This is a genomic window from Streptomyces marokkonensis (genome assembly GCF_008312835.1).
In the GTDB taxonomy this organism is placed as follows: domain Bacteria; phylum Actinomycetota; class Actinomycetes; order Streptomycetales; family Streptomycetaceae; genus Streptomyces; species Streptomyces marokkonensis_A.
Genome location: NZ_VSKS01000004.1, coordinates 264,739 through 281,160, shown reverse-complemented (window position 1 = coordinate 281,160; position 16,422 = coordinate 264,739). Strand labels below are relative to the sequence as shown.

General features: G+C 74.5%; 10 protein-coding genes. 9 read left to right on the top strand and 1 reads right to left on the bottom strand.

Going from position 1 to position 16,422, the window contains the following annotated elements:
• The first annotated feature begins 498 nt into the window (after positions 1-498).
• The 7 genes from F1615_RS09640 to F1615_RS09610 all read left to right on the top strand — a co-directional run bounded on the left by F1615_RS09640 (position 499) and on the right by F1615_RS09610 (position 11,414).
• Positions 499-1,941, top strand: a complete 1,443-nt coding sequence (locus F1615_RS09640; RefSeq protein WP_208818281.1) for a hypothetical protein — start codon at positions 499-501, stop codon at positions 1,939-1,941.
• Positions 1,942-1,994: 53 nt separating this feature from the next.
• Positions 1,995-3,050: a glutamate ABC transporter substrate-binding protein gene (locus F1615_RS09635; RefSeq protein WP_149548466.1), complete on the top strand. Its 1,056-nt coding sequence runs from the start codon at positions 1,995-1,997 to the stop codon at positions 3,048-3,050.
• Positions 3,051-3,140: 90 nt separating this feature from the next.
• Positions 3,141-4,478, top strand: coding sequence for a hypothetical protein (locus tag F1615_RS09630; RefSeq protein WP_149548465.1), 1,338 nt, complete (start codon positions 3,141-3,143; stop codon positions 4,476-4,478).
• 19 nt (positions 4,479-4,497) lie between these two features.
• Positions 4,498-7,056 (top strand): serine/threonine-protein kinase, encoded by a 2,559-nt coding sequence (locus tag F1615_RS09625; protein WP_149548464.1) that lies wholly within the window; start codon positions 4,498-4,500, stop codon positions 7,054-7,056.
• Between the two features lie 3 nt (positions 7,057-7,059).
• Positions 7,060-8,610, top strand: coding sequence for a PP2C family serine/threonine-protein phosphatase (locus F1615_RS09620; protein WP_149548463.1), 1,551 nt, complete (start codon positions 7,060-7,062; stop codon positions 8,608-8,610).
• Between the two features lie 111 nt (positions 8,611-8,721).
• Positions 8,722-10,068 (top strand): vWA domain-containing protein, encoded by a 1,347-nt coding sequence (locus F1615_RS09615; RefSeq protein WP_149548462.1) that lies wholly within the window; start codon positions 8,722-8,724, stop codon positions 10,066-10,068.
• Between the two features lie 83 nt (positions 10,069-10,151).
• Positions 10,152-11,414 carry an FHA domain-containing protein gene (locus F1615_RS09610; RefSeq protein WP_149548461.1) on the top strand — a complete coding sequence of 421 codons (1,263 nt, stop codon included), beginning with the start codon at positions 10,152-10,154 and terminating at the stop codon, positions 11,412-11,414.
• A gap of 8 nt (positions 11,415-11,422) precedes the next feature.
• On the opposite strand, the gene F1615_RS09605 is transcribed toward F1615_RS09610, so the two are convergent.
• Complete coding sequence (locus F1615_RS09605) at positions 11,423-12,409, bottom strand: methyltransferase domain-containing protein (RefSeq protein WP_149548460.1); 987 nt, start codon at positions 12,407-12,409, stop codon at positions 11,423-11,425.
• A gap of 49 nt (positions 12,410-12,458) precedes the next feature.
• On the opposite strand from F1615_RS09605, the gene F1615_RS09600 reads away from it, so the two are divergent.
• Complete coding sequence (locus F1615_RS09600) at positions 12,459-12,872, top strand: globin (RefSeq protein WP_149548459.1); 414 nt, start codon at positions 12,459-12,461, stop codon at positions 12,870-12,872.
• 274 nt (positions 12,873-13,146) lie between these two features.
• Positions 13,147-16,422: an FtsX-like permease family protein gene (locus F1615_RS09595; RefSeq protein WP_149548458.1), complete on the top strand. Its 3,276-nt coding sequence runs from the start codon at positions 13,147-13,149 to the stop codon at positions 16,420-16,422.

The window sequence follows — 16,422 nt, the reverse complement described above, 5'->3', positions numbered from 1 at the left end:
CTTGTGTGGTCCGGGGGGAGTCTGCGCAGCCCGGCGCCTACGGGGTGCCGTCGCGCCCACCCGTGCCGCCCCAGCGGCACGACTGCCCGCGGGAGCGGGATTGGCCGCGGGAGCGGGGTTGGCCGCCTACGGCGCGGAGGGGTCGGGGCGGGGGTGTGCGCCCGCAGCGGCTGGCGCGAGTCAACGCCCCGCACCTCCACCGGGCAACGCGGTCGCGCCAGTCCGAGGACGTACACCCCCGACCCGGCCCCGACCCACCCACCACCCGTAGGCGCTACGCGCACCCCCACCACAGGAAGTGGCGCCGCAGGCATACGACCACCACCCGCACATGGAACCGAACCGAATTCCCGGGCGTGTTCCTGGGCAGGGTGGGGTCGGCGGTGGCCGAATTCCCGGCAATCGCGCCGCAATCGGATCAAGATCGTGCCAAGGCCGGTGCATATGTCAGCCCCGGCGGCGATACTTGCCGCGGAGGATGACCATGGGGGAGGTCACATGACACACACACCGAACAGCACGGCACCACCACCACCGGGCAACGCCACGTCCACCCTGCCCGCGGTCCCACCGCAGCGCACCACCCCGGCGCCCACCCCACCCCCCACCACCCCACCGACCGCCCCCCGCCGCACCGCCTTCGCCGAGGGCGTCGACCGCCTGCGCAAGGCCGCCACCACGGAACCCGGCCGCCTCCGCGTCATCGGCGCGGTCCTGGCCACCCTCGTCGTCGCCTTCGGCGCCGTGACGGCCTGGCAGATGACGGACCGGGCCGCGGCCGCGGACGACGTCCTCACCAGCAGCCAGCCCCTCACCTCCGACGCCGCCGACATCTACCGCTCCCTCGCCGACGCCAACACCACGGCCTCCAGCGGCTTCCTCGCGGGCGGTCAGGAGACCGCCGCCTCCCGGGAGCGCTACGAGCGGGACATCCGCACCGCCGCCGCCAAACTCGTCAACGCCGCCGCCAACTCGGACCCCGGCTCCCCCTCCGCGAAGACGATCGCCAAGCTCAACCGCCTGCTCCCGGAGTACAAGGGCCTGGTGGAACGCGCCCGCACGTACAACCGCCAGGGCTACCCCGTCGGCGGCGCCTACCTGCGGTACGCGAACGAGAAGATGCAGGAGGAGATGCTCCCGGCGGCGGAGGACCTCTACACCAAGGAGAACCAGCGCCTCCGTTCCGACTACGCGGACGCGACCCCGTACCCCTGGCCCGCGATGGCCCTCGGCGTCGTCACGCTCGCGGCGCTCGCCTGGGCCCAGCGCCGCAACTACCTGCGCACCAACCGCGTACTGAACCACGGCCTGGTGGCGGCGACGGCGACGGCGAGCGTCGTCCTGCTGTGGCTGACGGTCGGCCACACCCTCGCCCGCTCGAACCTCGACGACTCCTACGACCACGGTGTCCGCTCGCTCAACGTGCTGCACGACGCGCGCATCGCCTCCCTGAAGGCACGGGGCAACGAGAACCTGACCCTGGTGGCGCGCGGCGCGGAGACGAAGAAGGTGGGCGACGAGACGTACGACGCCTACGACTTCGACTTCGGGCGCGACATGGACACCCTCGCCAAGGGCCTGGCCGGCGCGGAGCGGCTCGCGGACGACGACGACGGCGCCAAGCCGGTCACCGCGGCGGTGGGCAACATGACGGAGTGGAAGAAGCGCCACGAGGCCGCCCGTGAGCAGGACGAGAACGGCAACTACCAGCGGGCGCTGGACATGGTGATCGGTGACAAGGGCGCGACGGGCGAGTGTTTCGACAGCGTCGACAAGAACCTGGCCACCGCGCTGGACCACGAGGAGACCGAGTTCCGGCAGGCGGCCGGCGACGGCAGGGACGCGCTGACGGGCCTGCCGATCGGCGCGGCGGTCCTCGCCGTGCTGGGCGCGGCCGGCGCGCTGCTGGGCATCGGCCGCAGGCTGTCGGAGTACCGATGAACGCGCGCGTGCCGGGCCCGGAGGGGGCGACCGAGCCGAAGGGGGCACCGAAGATGACCGCACCACGCCTGCGGGCCCGGCTGAAGGGCTGGGGCGGAGTGGGCGCGATGGCGACGGCCTGCGCCCTGGCCCTGGTCTTCGCTCTGCTCCTGACCTGCACCGGATCCCTGAACAGCGACGCGGCGACCGGCCGACCGGTGTCCCACAGCGAAGAAGCGCGAGCACACACCCAGACCCGGGGCGAAGAGGAATGCACGGCCCCGGAGAAGCAGACCCTCTCCCCCTCCGGCGCCGACGGCCCCACGATCGAGGAGATCAAGAACCGTCAGGGCGAGAAGCGCAAGCTGATCGTCGGGGTGGACCAGAACAGCTACCGCTGGGGCTACCGCGACCCCAACAGTGGTGAGAGCGGCGAACTCGAGGGATTCGACATCGACTTGGTGCACCGCATCGCCGAGGACATACTCGGCGACCGGGACGCGGTCCAGTTCAAGGCGATCCCGACCGACCAGCGCATCCCGGCGATCGAGGCCGGCCGGGTCGACATGGTCGTGCGCACGATGACGATCAACTGCGACCGGCTCCAGGACGTCGCGTTCTCCGCGCCGTACTTCAAAACGGGCCAGCAGGTCCTGGCCCCCAAGTCCTCGCCGGTCGAGGGGTACGACGAGACCCTCGCGGACCGGGAGGTGTGCACGGCCACGGGTTCCACGGCGCACTCGACGCTGGAGGCCGACCAGAAGACGGGCCGGCTCCCGGAGTCCACCGACATCCGCACGACCGTCCCCAACCAGCTCGACTGCCTGGTGCGGCTGCAGCTCGGCGAGGTCGACGCGGTGGTGACCGACGGCGCGCTCGCGGCCAGCCAGGCCGCGCAGGATCCGACGATCGAGCTCAAGGGTGAGGCCTTCACGGCCGAGTACTACGGCGTGGCGATGAAGAAGGACGCGGACGATCTGGTCCGCCGGGTCAACCAGATCCTGGTGGACTTCCGCGAGGACACCTCGGACGGCTGGGAGTCCTCGTACGCGGACTGGCTGTCGGCCACACTCGGCGACGACCCCTCCGCGTCGAAGCCCCCGGCCCCCGAATACCTGCGAAAGAGCTGACCACACTCCCCCAACCCCAACCACCCCCACAACCTCCACAACCTCCACAACCTCCACAACCGTCAATACCCCCGCAGCGAGAGGTGATCGATGGCCGACACGGATCCCACCGGGCCGGTGCTGGACCGGGACGAGGTGGACCGTGCGCTGGCGCGGCTCGGCGCGGAGCACGAGGCGATCGAGACCTCGCTCCTCGCCCTGCAGGACCACGCGGGCCGAAGACTCCTGGAGGGCGCGCAGCTCACCGGGCTCACCGCCGAGCGCTGGAAGGTCACCGAGGCGTCGATCACGCTGCTGTGGACCTGCTTCGACGCGTACACGGACGCGCTGCGCACCGCCCGCGACATCCGGTCCCGCCGCCGCTGGTCCAGCCGGGAGGACCTGGTGGAGCTGACGGAGCTGCTGCGCGGCGAGTCGGTGACGCTGCCCGGCGGCGCGACGGCGGCGGCCGGCGCGACGGCGCCGCACGGCGGCCGCCCGGGCAGGCTCAGCGAGCGCTATTCGCTCGCCACGCTCGTCGACCGGATGAACGAGCTGTACGCGACCTCGCTGGACATGGTCGTGGCCGCGGACGCGGTGTGGTCGGCGCTGCCCGCGCGGATCGATCTGCTGGCCGCCGAGCTCCAGCGCACGAGCCGGCTCGCGCACTCGGTGGGCGTACGCCCGGGCGAGCACCCGGCGGGCGACGACCTGGAGCGGATCACCCGGACGCTGACGAAGCTGCGCGAGCAGGTGGTGTCCGACCCGCTGGCCTTCTGGAAGCCGGCGGAGGGCAGTTCCGCGCCGGGCGGTGGCAGACCGGACACCACGGTCTACGACCGGGAGGCACGCGCACTGGAGGACGTGCGCCGGGAGATCGACGCGGTGCTGACGGTGCGCCAGGACGCCGAGAAGAGGATCGTCAGGCTGCGCGACGTGCTGTCCCGGGCCGACCGCACGCTCGCCGAGGCCCGCACCGCGCGCGGCGAGGTGCTGGCGAAGATCGCGGCGACGGAGGTGCCGGTGGTCAGCGGTCCGCCGACGGCCCTGCAGGAGCAGTTGTCGACGGCGGCCGAGTACCGCAGACACGCGCAGTGGCACCGGCTGTCCCCGCTCCTGGAGTCCCTGGAGCAGAAGGCGGAGGACGAACTGCTGCGCGCCCGGCAGTCGTTGACGGCGGTGACGGCGCCGCTGGCGGTCCGGGCCGAGCTGCGCGGCCGGCTGGACGCGTACAAGGCGAAGGTGGCCCGGCACGGTCTGGCGGAGGACCCTCTCCTGGTGGAGCGGTACGAGAAGGCGCGCCGCATGCTGTGGAGCGCGCCCTGCGATCTGCGCGCCGCCGAACAGGCGGTGCTGCGCTACCAGCAGGCGGCCTCCGAGCAGCTCGGCACCGCACCGCGGGTGCCGGGCCAGGGCGGGTCCGACGACCGGAGGGGGCCGGGCGCGTGAGCGACAAGGGGGAGGCGTCATGAGCGAGCCGGAGAACGAGCAGCCCGATGCCGGCCGGGCACCGCGCGCCTGTCAGCGCCCCGACTGCGGCGGCACGTACGAGGACGTCGGCGGCGGCGAACTGTACTGCGACACCTGCGGTCTCGCCCCGGTCGTGTCGCCGACGGGCCTGGTCGCCTCGCCCCCCACCGGCGTCACGGTCGGGGGCCGCGACTCGCGCGGTTCGAACAGCGGGAGCTCCCGCGGCTCCCGTTCCAGCGGCCGCAGTTCCCGTACGTCGTCCCAGTCGTCGAAGTCCCGCCGCTCGGTCTCCGGACGGCTCTCCCGTTCCCTCTCGGGCCGGACGTCGGGCCGTTCGGTGTCGGTGCGCAGCTCCGGTGCCGGTACCGGGTCGTCCGGCCGGGGCCGCCTCGGCGCCGGACTGGTGCAGGTTCCGCCGATCCCGCGCCCCGATCCGCGCGCGATGGTGCTGGAGAACCCCGAGGTGCCCGAGCGCAAGCGGTTCTGCTCGCGTGCGGACTGCGGGGCGCCGGTGGGCCGCGCCCGCAGCGGCCGGCCGGGACGTACGGAGGGTTTCTGCACCAAGTGCGGCCATCCGTACTCGTTCGTGCCGAAGCTGCGGTCCGGGGACGTGGTGCACGGCCAGTACGAGGTGGCCGGCTGTCTGGCGCACGGCGGTCTGGGCTGGATCTACCTCGCCGTGGACCGGGCGGTCTCGGACCGCTGGGTGGTCCTCAAGGGCCTGCTGGACACGGGCGACCAGGACGCGATGGCGGCGGCGATCTCCGAGCGGCGCTTCCTCGCGGAGATCGAGCACGCCAACATCGTGGGGATCCACAACTTCGTGGAGCACCTGGACCAGCGCACCGGCTCGCTCGACGGCTACATCGTCATGGAGTACGTCGGCGGCAAGTCCCTCAAGGAGATCGCCAACGCCCGCCGCACACCGGAGGGCAGGCGGGACCCGCTGCCGGTTGAGCAGGCGTGTGCCTACGGCATCGAGGCCCTGGAGGCACTCGGCCACCTGCACAGCCGGAACCTGCTGTACTGCGACTTCAAGGTCGACAACGCCATCCAGACCGAGGACCAGCTGAAGCTGATCGACATGGGCGCGGTGCGCCGGACGGACGACGAGGAGTCGGCCATCTACGGCACGGTCGGCTACCAGGCGCCGGAGGTCGCCGAGGCGGGCCCCTCGGTGGCGTCCGACCTGTACACGGTGGCCCGTACCCTCGCCGTCCTCACGTTCGACTTCCAGGGGTACACGAACGTCTTCGTGGACTCGCTGCCCGACCCGGACACCATCGAGGTCTTCCGGCAGTACGAGTCGTTCTACCGGCTGCTGGTCCGCGCCACCGACCCGGACCCGGCCCGCAGGTTCGCCTCGGCGCAGGAGATGACCGAGCAGCTGACGGGCGTCCTTCGGGAGGTCGTCTCGCTCCAGACGGGACGGGCCCGTCCCGCGCTGTCCACGCTGTTCGGCCCGGAACTGCGGGTGACGGACACGGAGTTGTTCCCCGCGCTGGAGGGGGACGTGTCCCGCCTGGGCACCAGGACGCCGGCCCCCCGGAAGGGCCGGCCCGCCCTGCCCGCCGGCGGCGCTCCCGCCGCCACCCTCGCCCCGCCCGTCACCCTCGTCAAGCCGGTCGACTGCGCCACCGCGGCGCTCGCGCTCCCCGTGCCGCACGTCCACCCCTCCGACCCCAACGCCGGTTTCCTCGCGGGCCTGCTGACGTCCGCCCCCGGTGAGCTGATCAACGCGCTGGCCGCGGCGCCCGCCCCGTCGGCCGAGACCCGGCTGCGCGAGATCCGCGCCCGGCTGGAGACCGGTGAGTGGGCCATCGCGCTGCAGGCGCTGCGCACGGTGGAGGAACAGGATCCCGACGACTGGCGGGTGGTCTGGTACCGGGGTGTGGCCGCCCTCGTCACCGGCGACCACGAGGGCGCCGCGCTCGCCTTCGACGCGGTCTACGACGCCTTCCCGGGCGAGGTCGCGCCGAAGCTGGCGCTGGGCCTGTGCGCCGAGGTGCTGGGCCAGTTGGACAACGCCGCCGAGTACTACCGCCTGGTGTGGTCGACCGACCCGAGTTACGTGAGCGCCGCGTTCGGTCTGGCCCGCGTCCAGCTGGCGGCCGGGGACCGCGGTGGTGCCGTACGGACGCTGGAGTCGGTTCCGGAGTCCTCCATCCACTACACGGCCGCGCGGGTGGCGGCCGTCCGGGCGCGGCTGCGGGGACGCGCGGTCACCCCCGGTGACGTACCGTTCCTGGACGATCTGACCGCCGCCGCCGGGCAGGTCGAGGCCCTGGAGGCGTACGGTCTGGATCCGGCACGGCGCGAGCTGTTGTCGGCCGAGGTCCTCGGCTGCGGGCTCGACTGGGTACTCTCCGGGGGCCGGGGTTCCGCCCCTCCCGCCGCCGGGGGCCGGACGCTGCTCGGCAGCGGCCTGGACGAGCGGGGCCTGCGCTTCGGCCTGGAGCGTTCGTACCGCACGCTGGCCCGGCTGGCGCGGAGCGGCGAGGAGAGGATCGACCTGGTGGAACGTGCCAATCGTTACCGCCCCCGGACGTGGGTGTAGTTGATGTCGCAGATGCCTCAGCAGGCCGCTCTGTCCAAATGCCCGAGCTGCGAGGAGCCCCTCGAGTCGGGTGATCGTTTCTGCGGTGCGTGCGGATACGACCTGTCCGCGGTTCCCGCACGGCCGACGGACGAGCCGACGATCGCCCTGAACGGCTCGGTGCCGCTCCAGGCGCCGGCCGGCCGCGCCCACCCCCGGCCCCCGTCGGCCCCGCCCGCCGCACCGGCCTGGCCCGCGCCCGGCCCGGACGGTTCCGGCGACGGCCCCGCGACCCACCGGCCGACGGACGTCCCCGGCACGCACTCGGACGGCTCCCCGCTGTCCGGCGAGGCGGTCCTGCCGCCGGCCCCCGCCGCCGGAGCCCCGGCGGCGGGCAGCCCCGTACCGCCGCCGCCCCCGGGCGCGCCCGTACCGCCGCCCCCGGCCCAGGGCACCGCCGTACCGCCGCCCCCGCCGGCGGGGCCCCCCGCCCCGTCGTCCGGTGTGCGTTTCGACCGCCGCACCCAGCCGGACGCGGCCCCCGCCCCGGACGGGCACCCCGGCGGCGTCCACCAGCCGGCGCAGCCCGACGAGTACCCGCTCCAGGCGCCCGACCCGCGGGTGACCACCGAGCCGGCTCAGCAGATCGCCGGTGCCACGGCGGTGTGCGTGGCCTGTCGTGCGGGCAGGGTGGACAACGACGGCTACTGCGAGAACTGCGGCCACGCCCAGCCGCGCGAACGGGACCACATGGAACAGGAATGCGGGCCCGTGGCCGCGGTCAGCGACCGCGGACTGCGCCACCACCGCAACGAGGACGCCTTCGGCGTCGGCACCACCACGCTGCCCGACGGCTCGCCCGTCTCCGTGGCGATCGTCTGCGACGGCGTCTCCTCGGCGACCCGCCCCGACGAGGCGTCCCTGGCGGCGTCCCGCGCGGCGAGCGAGTCGCTGCTGGCGGCCCTGCCGCGGGGCACGCACCCGCAGCAGGCGATGCACGACGCGATCATCGCCGCCTCCGACGCGGTCAACGCGCTGGCCGACGAGCCGGACGCGGCCGCCCGCGAGCACGCCCCGCACCAGAACGCCCCGGCGTGCACGATCGTCGGCACGGTGGTGACGGCCGGTCTGCTGGTCGTCGGCTGGGTCGGCGACAGCCGCGCCTACTGGGTCCCGGTGGACCGCTCCGCCCCGGCGGCCCGGCTCACCGAGGACGACTCGTGGGCCGCGCAGATGGTCGCCGCGGGCCTGATGGGCGAGGCCGAGGCGTACGCCGACCACCGGGCCCACGCGATCACCGGCTGGCTCGGCGCCGACGCCTACGAACTGGAGCCGCACACCGCGTCCTTCAAGCCGGACCGGCCCGGGGTGATCGTGGTCTGCACGGACGGCCTGTGGAACTACGCGGAGTCGGCCGACGAGATGGCCGGGGTCGTCCCGGCCGACGCGGCCGACCGGCCGCTGCACAGCGCCCGGGTGCTGGTCGGTCACGCGCTCGACGGCGGGGGCCACGACAACGTAACAGTGGCCCTCGTGCCGTTCCCCGCCGTCCCGCAGGGGGCAGGATCGGCCTGAGGCCGCGTACGGGACGCGTCTTACGGGGAAGCCTCAACGGACCGGAGGGGACCGGTCCGTCATCCGTCGTCGCCCCGCGCCGTCGGGGCATCCGAGGGGGAGCGAACAGGCATGGCCATCTTCTCGAAATCGAACGTGCCGCAGTTCGCGGTGGACGTCTACCAGAACGAGTACCTGCCGGAGGACGGCCGCGAGGTCAACGCCATCGTGACGGTGACGGCGACCGGCGGCGGCACCATCGGCAGCGCGGTGGCGGCGCCCCACCTCTACTCGCCGGGCGAGGGACCGTCGGCGGCCGTGGTCCTCATGGTCGACTGCTCGGGCTCGATGGACTGTCCGCCGACCAAGATGCGCAACGCCCGCGACGCGACGGCCGCCGCGATCGACGCCCTGCGCGACGGCGTGCACTTCGCGGTGGTCGGCGGCACCCACGTGGCCAGGGAGGTCTACCCCGGTGCCGGCGGGCTCGCGGTCGCCGACGCCACCACCCGTGAGCAGGCCAAGCAGGCGCTGCGGAGGCTGAGCGCGGGCGGCGGCACCGCGATCGGCACCTGGCTGCGGCTGGCCGACCGGCTGCTGGCGTCGGCGGACGTGGCCATCCGGCACGGCATCCTGCTCACCGACGGCCGCAACGAGCACGAGTCGCCGGAGGACCTGAAGGCGGCGCTGGACTCCTGCGCCGGCCGGTTCACCTGTGACGCGCGCGGAGTGGGCACCGACTGGGAAGTGAAAGAAGTCACAGGCGTCGCCTCCGCGCTCCTCGGCACCGCCGACATCGTCGCCGACCCGGCCGGTCTCGCCGCCGACTTCACGCGGATGATGGAGACGGCGATGGGCAAGGAGGTCGCGGACGTCTCGCTGCGGCTGTGGACCCCGGTCGGCACGACCGTGAAATTCGTCAAACAGGTCGCGCCGACGGTCGAGGAGCTCACCGGCCGCCGCACCGAGGCGGGCCCGCGGGCGGGCGACTACCCGCTCGGCTCCTGGGGAGACGAGTCCCGTGACTACCACGTCTGCGTCGAGGTCCCGCCCGCGGGCATCGGCCGGGAGATGCTGGCGGCCCGGCTGTCGCTGGTGATTCCGCAACCGGACAGGACTGTGCAGAACCTCGGGGCGCAGGGTCTGGTGCGGGCCGTGTGGACCGACGACATGGCCGCGTCGACGTCGATCAACCCCCAGGTCGCCCACTACACCGGGCAGGCCGAACTGGCCCAGGTCATCCAACAGGGGCTCGATCTGCGCAAAGAGGGCGATTTCGACGGAGCAACAGCCAAACTGGGCCGTGCCGTTCAGCTCGCGAGTGCGTCCGGCAACGCGGATACTGCGAAACTGCTTGCGAAGGTGGTGGACGTCGTCGACGCCGCGACCGGTACTGTGCGACTGAAGGCGAAGGTGGAGGAGGCCGACGAGATGACACTCGAGACCCGGTCGACCAAGACCGTTCGTGTAAAGAAGTGACCTGTAAGTAATCGAGCCTGACCCCTCGGGGTCGGAGAAATCCGGTCGGAACCGACCGGACAAGGAGAGGGGGAAGCGCCGACATGCCGACCTGCCCGAACGGACACCAGTCGGGTTCCGACGACTGGTGCGAGGTGTGCGGTCACCGCATGACGGGTGCCGTGCCCCCACCTCCTCCCCCGCCGCCGGCGCCCGGTGGCGGTTACGGCTTCCCGCCGCCCGGCGGCCCCGGCGGCCCGGGAGGCCCCGGCGGTTACGGCGGCCCCGGTGGTCCCGGCGGCCGGGCGGAGCTGTGCCCGCAGTGCCGCACGCCGCGTGAGGGCGGTGCGCCGTTCTGCGAGGAGTGCCGCTGGAACTTCCTGACGAACACGGCGACGTCGTACACCCCGGCCGCCCCGCGTCCGGCCCCCGGCCCGGGCGGGCCCTTCCAGCAGCAGCCGCCAGGCCCGTCGTACGGCGGCGGTGACTCCTACGACTACCAGGGCTCGCGTCCCTCGCAGATGAACCGGCCCGCCGAGCCGATCCCGCCGGGCCCGCCCGGCTTCGGCGGCGACCCCTCGCGCCCGGTGCCGCCGCCCGGACCGGGTGGCCACGGTGGTCACGGCGGTCACGGTGGTCACGGCGGACCCGGTGGTCAGGGCGGACCCGGTGGTCCCGGCGCTCCGCAGGCGTTCCAGCCCGGACCGCCGGCCCCGCCCGGGTTCCCGCAGGACACCGGCCGCCCCCAGCAGGGCGGACCGTCCTTCGGCGGCGGTGACGACGACTGGGTGATCTCCCCGCCCGGCCCTGGTGGCCCCGGCGGCCCTGGCGGCCCTGGTGGTCCCGGCGGCCCGAACGGCCCCGGTCAGCGCGGCGGTTACGGTTACCCTCAGCCCGGTGGCACCCAGGCGCCGCCCGGGCCCGGCGGCTTCCCGCAGCAGCCCCGCCCCCCGCAGGGCCCGGCGACCTGGACCGCGACCGTCGGCCCGGACCGTGAGTACTTCATGGCGATGATGCAGCGCTCCGGCCCCGAGGCCGCGGGCCTGAACCTGCCCGCGTACTCGCCCGAGCAGCAGCGCCAGCTCACCGGCAACCAGATCACCATCGGCCGCCGCCGCCACTCCACCGGCGACACCCCCGACATCGATCTGTCCACGCCGCCGGAGGACCCGGGCGTCTCGCACCAGCACGCGGTACTGGTCCAGCAGCCGGACGGCACCTGGGCGGTCGTCGACCAGAACTCGACGAACGGCACGACGGTCAACGGCTCGGACGAGCCGATCCAGCCGTTCGTCCCGGTCCCGCTCCAGGACGGCGACCGCGTCCACGTGGGCGCCTGGACGACGATCACCATCCGCCGGGGCTGAGCGGAGCCCTACCCGGCGGGCACCGGCCAGACGTGCGGCCCCCGGGGGCCGTCCAGCCAGGCGCGGTCGCCCCCGGCGTCGGCGGTCAGGCCGTAGCGTTCGCGCTGCGGCCTGCCCGCGTCCTCCCACAGCTCGTACGCCTGGCGCGGGTCGAGGGCGCCGGCGGTCAGCGCCAGCAGGAACCGGAACAGATCGCTCCCCCGGGCCGCGGGCGGCAGCCCGTCCAGGTCCGGCTGTTCCCGCCACGACCGTCCCGCGCCGCGCAGCGGCACGAAGTAGGCGGGCGTGTGCAGGAAGCGGCCCTCGGCGTGCCCGGCGTCGCGCACGGTGAGGGTGACGAGTCCGGTGGCGAACGGGGCGAGGATCCGGCCGCCCGGGCGGCACTGGGCGAGCCAGGCGCGCGGCACGGACGGCAGGGCGCAGGTGGCGATGATCCGGTCGTAGGGGGCGCGTGCGGGCGCCCCGCGCGCGCCGTCGCCGGTGACGACGGCCGGACGGTGTCCGGCGGCGTCGAGGTGCCGGCGGGCCGACTCGGTGATCTCCGGGTCGAGGTCGACGGTGGTGACCAGGTCGTCGTCGCCGAGCCGGTGGGCGAGCAGGGCGGCGTTGTAGCCGCTGCCGGTGCCGATCTCCAGGACCTTCTGCCCGTCCCGGACCTCCAGTCCGGCCAGCATCAGCGCCATGAGGGAGGGCTGGCTGCTGGAGGAGAGCAGCTCGCCGTCCCGCAGCCGGATCGCCAGCGGGGTGTCCTCGTAGGCACCGCGCAGCCACCGCTCGCGCTCCCGGGGATCGGGGTGCTCACCCCACCGGCGTTCGTATCCGCCGACGACACCCACGTAGTAGTACGGCACGAACAGATGACGCGGTACGGCGGCGAAGGCCTCCCGCCACACCGGATCGGCGTCGAAGGCCCCGCTCGCGCCGATCTCCCGCACGAGCGCCGCCCGCGCCGCCGCGGCGGGATCGTCCCGCGCCTCACGGTCGTGGCCGCCCATGTCTCCACAGTACTTAGGCCTTGAGTCCTACGCCGTCGTGTCTGAGACCATGGACGGCGTGACAGAGATTCGGCGCGGCACGCTTCAGGAGCAGACCTTCTACGAGCAGGTCGGCGGGGAGGACACCTTCCGCCGGCTCGTCCACCGTTTCTACGAGGGCGTGGCGGACGATCCGCTGCTGCGGCCCATGTATCCCGAGGAGGACCTGGGCCCGGCCGAGGAGCGGCTCGCGCTCTTCCTCATGCAGTACTGGGGCGGCCCGACCACCTACAGCGAGAACCGCGGCCATCCGCGGCTGCGGATGCGGCACGTCCCGTTCAAGGTCGACCGCGCGGCCCACGACGCGTGGCTGAAGCACATGCGCGACGCCGTGGACGAACTGGGCCTGTCCGAGGAACACGAACAGACCCTGTGGAAGTACCTGACGTACGCGGCGGCGTCCATGATCAACTCCGCGGACTGACGGGCCCTTCCGGTAGGACCGGCCCGTCCGGCGTCCGATCCAGCCCGTCCGGCGTCCGAGGAGCGGGGGTCCGGGGGCAGCGCCCCCGGGGACGGAACGGGAAGGGAAGGGGCGGCGGGGGCGAACTCCCCCCGCTCCCACCGGAGTCGCATTCCGATCACCCCTCACCGCATTCCGATCACAAATCGGTCAAGCCCCCACCCTGAACGGTTACCTCCGCCCCACCCTCTCTGACAACATCACCCGGAGGTCCGGACAACCACGGGGGGTTGCGGTGACTGCCGCAGGAGGCTCGGCGAGATTGGTTCTCGCCCGCGCGCACGCACACCGCCCCCTGCTCGCGGCCGCCCTCCTCACGGTCCTGCTGACCACGGCGGTCCTGGCGACCCTCACCGCCTACTCCACCACGATCGGTGACGCCGCCCTGCGGCACGCCCTGTCGGACCCCCGCCAGGCCGCCGGCACCACCCTCACCGTCGAGGCCGAGGTCCCCGCCGGCCGCCGCGCCGCCGCGGACCGCGCCGTGCGCGAGGCCGCGCGGAAGGCCTTCGACGGACTCCCGGTGACCCTGCGCACGCTGACCCGCTCCGGCCCGTACGCCCTGCCCGGCTCCCTGCGCCCACCGGAGGAGCGCGCGACGTCGGACGACCCCGACCTCACCCACTTCGCGGCGCTCGACCCGGCCCAGGTACGCGTCACCGAGGGCCGAATGCCCCGGGGGAACACCGGCACGGAGATCGAGGCCGCCCTCCCGGAGTCCGCCGCCCGTGCCCTCGGCGTGGAGCCGGGCACCCGGCTCACCCTGGACAACCGGCTCGAGGGACCGCCTGCGACGGTGCGCGTCACCGGTCTGTACCGGCCGGTCGACACCGCGGCACCGTACTGGCGACTTGACGAGCTGAACGGTCGCGGCATCGTCACACTCCACTTCACGACGTACGGCCCCCTGCTCGCCGACCCCGCCGTGTTCACCGGGAACCGGGTCAGCGCGGGCGCGTCGGGCTGGCTGGCTTCGGCCGACTTCTCGGCGATGACCGGCGAGCGCGTCGACGCGCTGCGCGAGGCGGCACGCGAGGGCACCGCCGCCCTGCCGAAGGCCGGGGCACTGGGCGGCACGGCGACCGCCGCGAGCGAGCTGCCCGCCGCGCTGGACCGCCTCGAACGCTCCCTGCTCGTCTCCCGCTCCACGCTGCTGGTCATCGCCCTCCAGCTGGCCCTTCTCGCCGCGTGCGCCCTGCTGCTGGTGGCCCGGCTGCTGAGCGCCGAACGGGCGGGCGAGACCCGGCTGTTGCGGGCCCGTGGCGGTTCCCGGACCCAGGTGGCGCGGCTCGCCGCGCTGGAGGCGCTGCTCCTCGCCGTGCCCGCGGCGGCCTGCGCCCCGCTGCTGGCGGGACCGCTCACCCGGCTGCTGGCCGGGCAGGGCGCGCTGGCCCGGATCGGACTGCGCCTGGACGCCTCCGTGGGGGCGGTCGCCGGACGGGGCTCCGTGTGGCTGGTGTCGGCGGCGGTGGCGCTGGGCTGCGCGCTCGCCGTCACCGTTCCGGCACTGGCCTCCTCCTTCACGGCCCGCCGTGCCAAGCCGTTGCCGGGCGTGGTGCGCGCCGGTGCGGACGTGGGGCTGCTGGTGGTGGCCGGTGTGGCGTACTGGCAGCTGAGCCGCCGGCCCTCCGGTGCCGTCGGCGAGGACCTCGGGGTCGATCCGCTGCTCGTGGCCGCCCCGGCGCTTGCGCTGCTCGCCGGCACGGTGCTGACGCTGCGGCTGCTGCCGCCGCTGGCGAGGCTCGCCGAGCACCGGGCGGCGGCCGGCCGGGGACTGCCGGGCGCGCTGGCGGGCTGGCAGCTGAGCCGCCGCCCGACACGCGGCGCGGGACCGGTGCTGCTGCTGGTGCTCGCCGTGGCGCTGGGCATGCTGGCGATCGGCCAGGGCTCCTCGTGGGAGCGCTCGCAGGACGACCAGGCGGACTTCCGGGCCGGCGCACAGGTGCGCGTACTGGCCGCCGGGGAGAGCGAGTTCGGCCGCACGCAGACGTACGCGGCCGTCCCCGGCGTGCGCCGGGCCGCCCCCGCCTCCCGTACGACCGTGCCGCTGTCCGGCGGCAGGACCGCGACCGTGCTCGCGCTGGACACCGCGCACGCGGCGGACGCGATGCTGATGCGCCCCGACCTGGCGCGGGTGCCGGTGCGCACGGCGGTCGCCGGACTGTCGCCGGAGGACACCTCGGCGGGGGTGCGCGTCCCGGCGGGCACCGCGCGCCTGACGCTCACCGCCCGGATGCGGGGCGCGGCCGCGGAGACCGCGGTCGACGTCCGTGCCACCGTGGAGGACTCCTCCGGCACCCCGTACACGCTCGGCCTCGGCGGACTGCGCACCGACGGGCGGCCCCACGCGCTCACCCTCGACCTCGCGGCGGTCACCGAGGCACCGCCCGGCGCACTCACGCTGACCGGTCTCCGGCTGGACCTGCTCCAGCCGGCCGGGAAGGGCGAGCGGCACCGTCTGACCCTGGCCGCGCTGACCGCCACGGACACCGGCGGCCGGGAGCGGAGGCTGCCGCTGCCGGCCGAGTGGCAACTGTCGGCCCGCGCGGACGGCGCGGTGTCCTCCCCCGGCGCGAGGACGAGTCCGACCACGCCCCGCGTGGTCCCGGGCGACCCGACGACCATCGCCTACGCCACCGGGTACCTCCCGCCGGACCTGACCTGGCAGCCCTCGCCCCTCACCATCGGCCTCCGGGTGCCGCAGCCGGCGGCGTCCGAGGTCACCGGCGTGGCCACGGACCGCTACCTCGCCTCCACGGGCGCGCGGCCCGGGCAGCGGCTGGACGTGCGGATCGGCGGGGCCACCGTGCCGGTGCGGATCGTCCGGGCGGTGCGGGCGCTGCCGTCCGCGCCGGGCGGCGGGAAGGACGACGGGGGCGCCCTGCTGGTCGATCTGCGGTCCGTCAACCGGGTGCTCCAGGCGCGCCAGGACGAGACCGTGCCGCCGAACGAGTGGTGGCTCGCGACCGAGCCCGGCGGCACGGAGCGGGTGGCCGCGGCGCTGCGCGGCCGGCCCGACATGGATCCGTCCCGCGTGGTCGTGCGGGACGAGATCGCCGAGGCGCTGCGCGACGACCCGTTCGGCGCCGGACCGGGCACGGCGTTCGGTGCGGCGGCCCTCGCGGCGGCGGCGCTGACGGCGGTCGGGTTCGCGGTGAGCGCGGCGGGCTCGCTGCGTGAGCGGTCCGCCGAGTTCGCGGTGCTGCGCGCCCTGGGCGCCTCCCGGCGGCGGCTGGCCCGGGTGGTGCTCGTCGAGCACGGGGTGCTGGTCGGTCTGGCGCTGGTGGTGGGCGTGGTGCTGGGCGCGGTGCTGACCCGTGCCGTGATCCCCCTGATCATGCTGACCGCGGAGGCCGGCCGCCCGGTCCCCGAGGTCCTGGTGCACCTGCCTCCCCTCCGGGTGGCCGCCCTGCTGGCCGCCGTGGCCGCGGCCCCGCTGCTGATCACGGCCGTGCTGTCCCTGCGCAGGGCGGACCCGGTGACCTCACTGCGCGACCGGGGAGGCGAGTGA

Excerpts from the sequence above, each read along its gene's own strand:
- F1615_RS09620 (WP_149548463.1), top strand. The coding sequence starts at position 7,060 with ATGTCGCAGATGCCTCAGCAGGCCGCTCTGTCCAAATGCCCGAGCTGC.
- F1615_RS09640 (WP_208818281.1), top strand. The coding sequence starts at position 499 with ATGACACACACACCGAACAGCACGGCACCACCACCACCGGGCAACGCC.
- F1615_RS09635 (WP_149548466.1), top strand. The coding sequence starts at position 1,995 with ATGACCGCACCACGCCTGCGGGCCCGGCTGAAGGGCTGGGGCGGAGTG.
- F1615_RS09625 (WP_149548464.1), top strand. The coding sequence starts at position 4,498 with ATGAGCGAGCCGGAGAACGAGCAGCCCGATGCCGGCCGGGCACCGCGC.
- F1615_RS09630 (WP_149548465.1), top strand. The coding sequence starts at position 3,141 with ATGGCCGACACGGATCCCACCGGGCCGGTGCTGGACCGGGACGAGGTG.
- F1615_RS09600 (WP_149548459.1), top strand. The coding sequence starts at position 12,459 with ATGGACGGCGTGACAGAGATTCGGCGCGGCACGCTTCAGGAGCAGACC.
- F1615_RS09605 (WP_149548460.1), bottom strand. The coding sequence starts at position 12,409 with ATGGGCGGCCACGACCGTGAGGCGCGGGACGATCCCGCCGCGGCGGCG.
- F1615_RS09615 (WP_149548462.1), top strand. The coding sequence starts at position 8,722 with ATGGCCATCTTCTCGAAATCGAACGTGCCGCAGTTCGCGGTGGACGTC.
- F1615_RS09610 (WP_149548461.1), top strand. The coding sequence starts at position 10,152 with ATGCCGACCTGCCCGAACGGACACCAGTCGGGTTCCGACGACTGGTGC.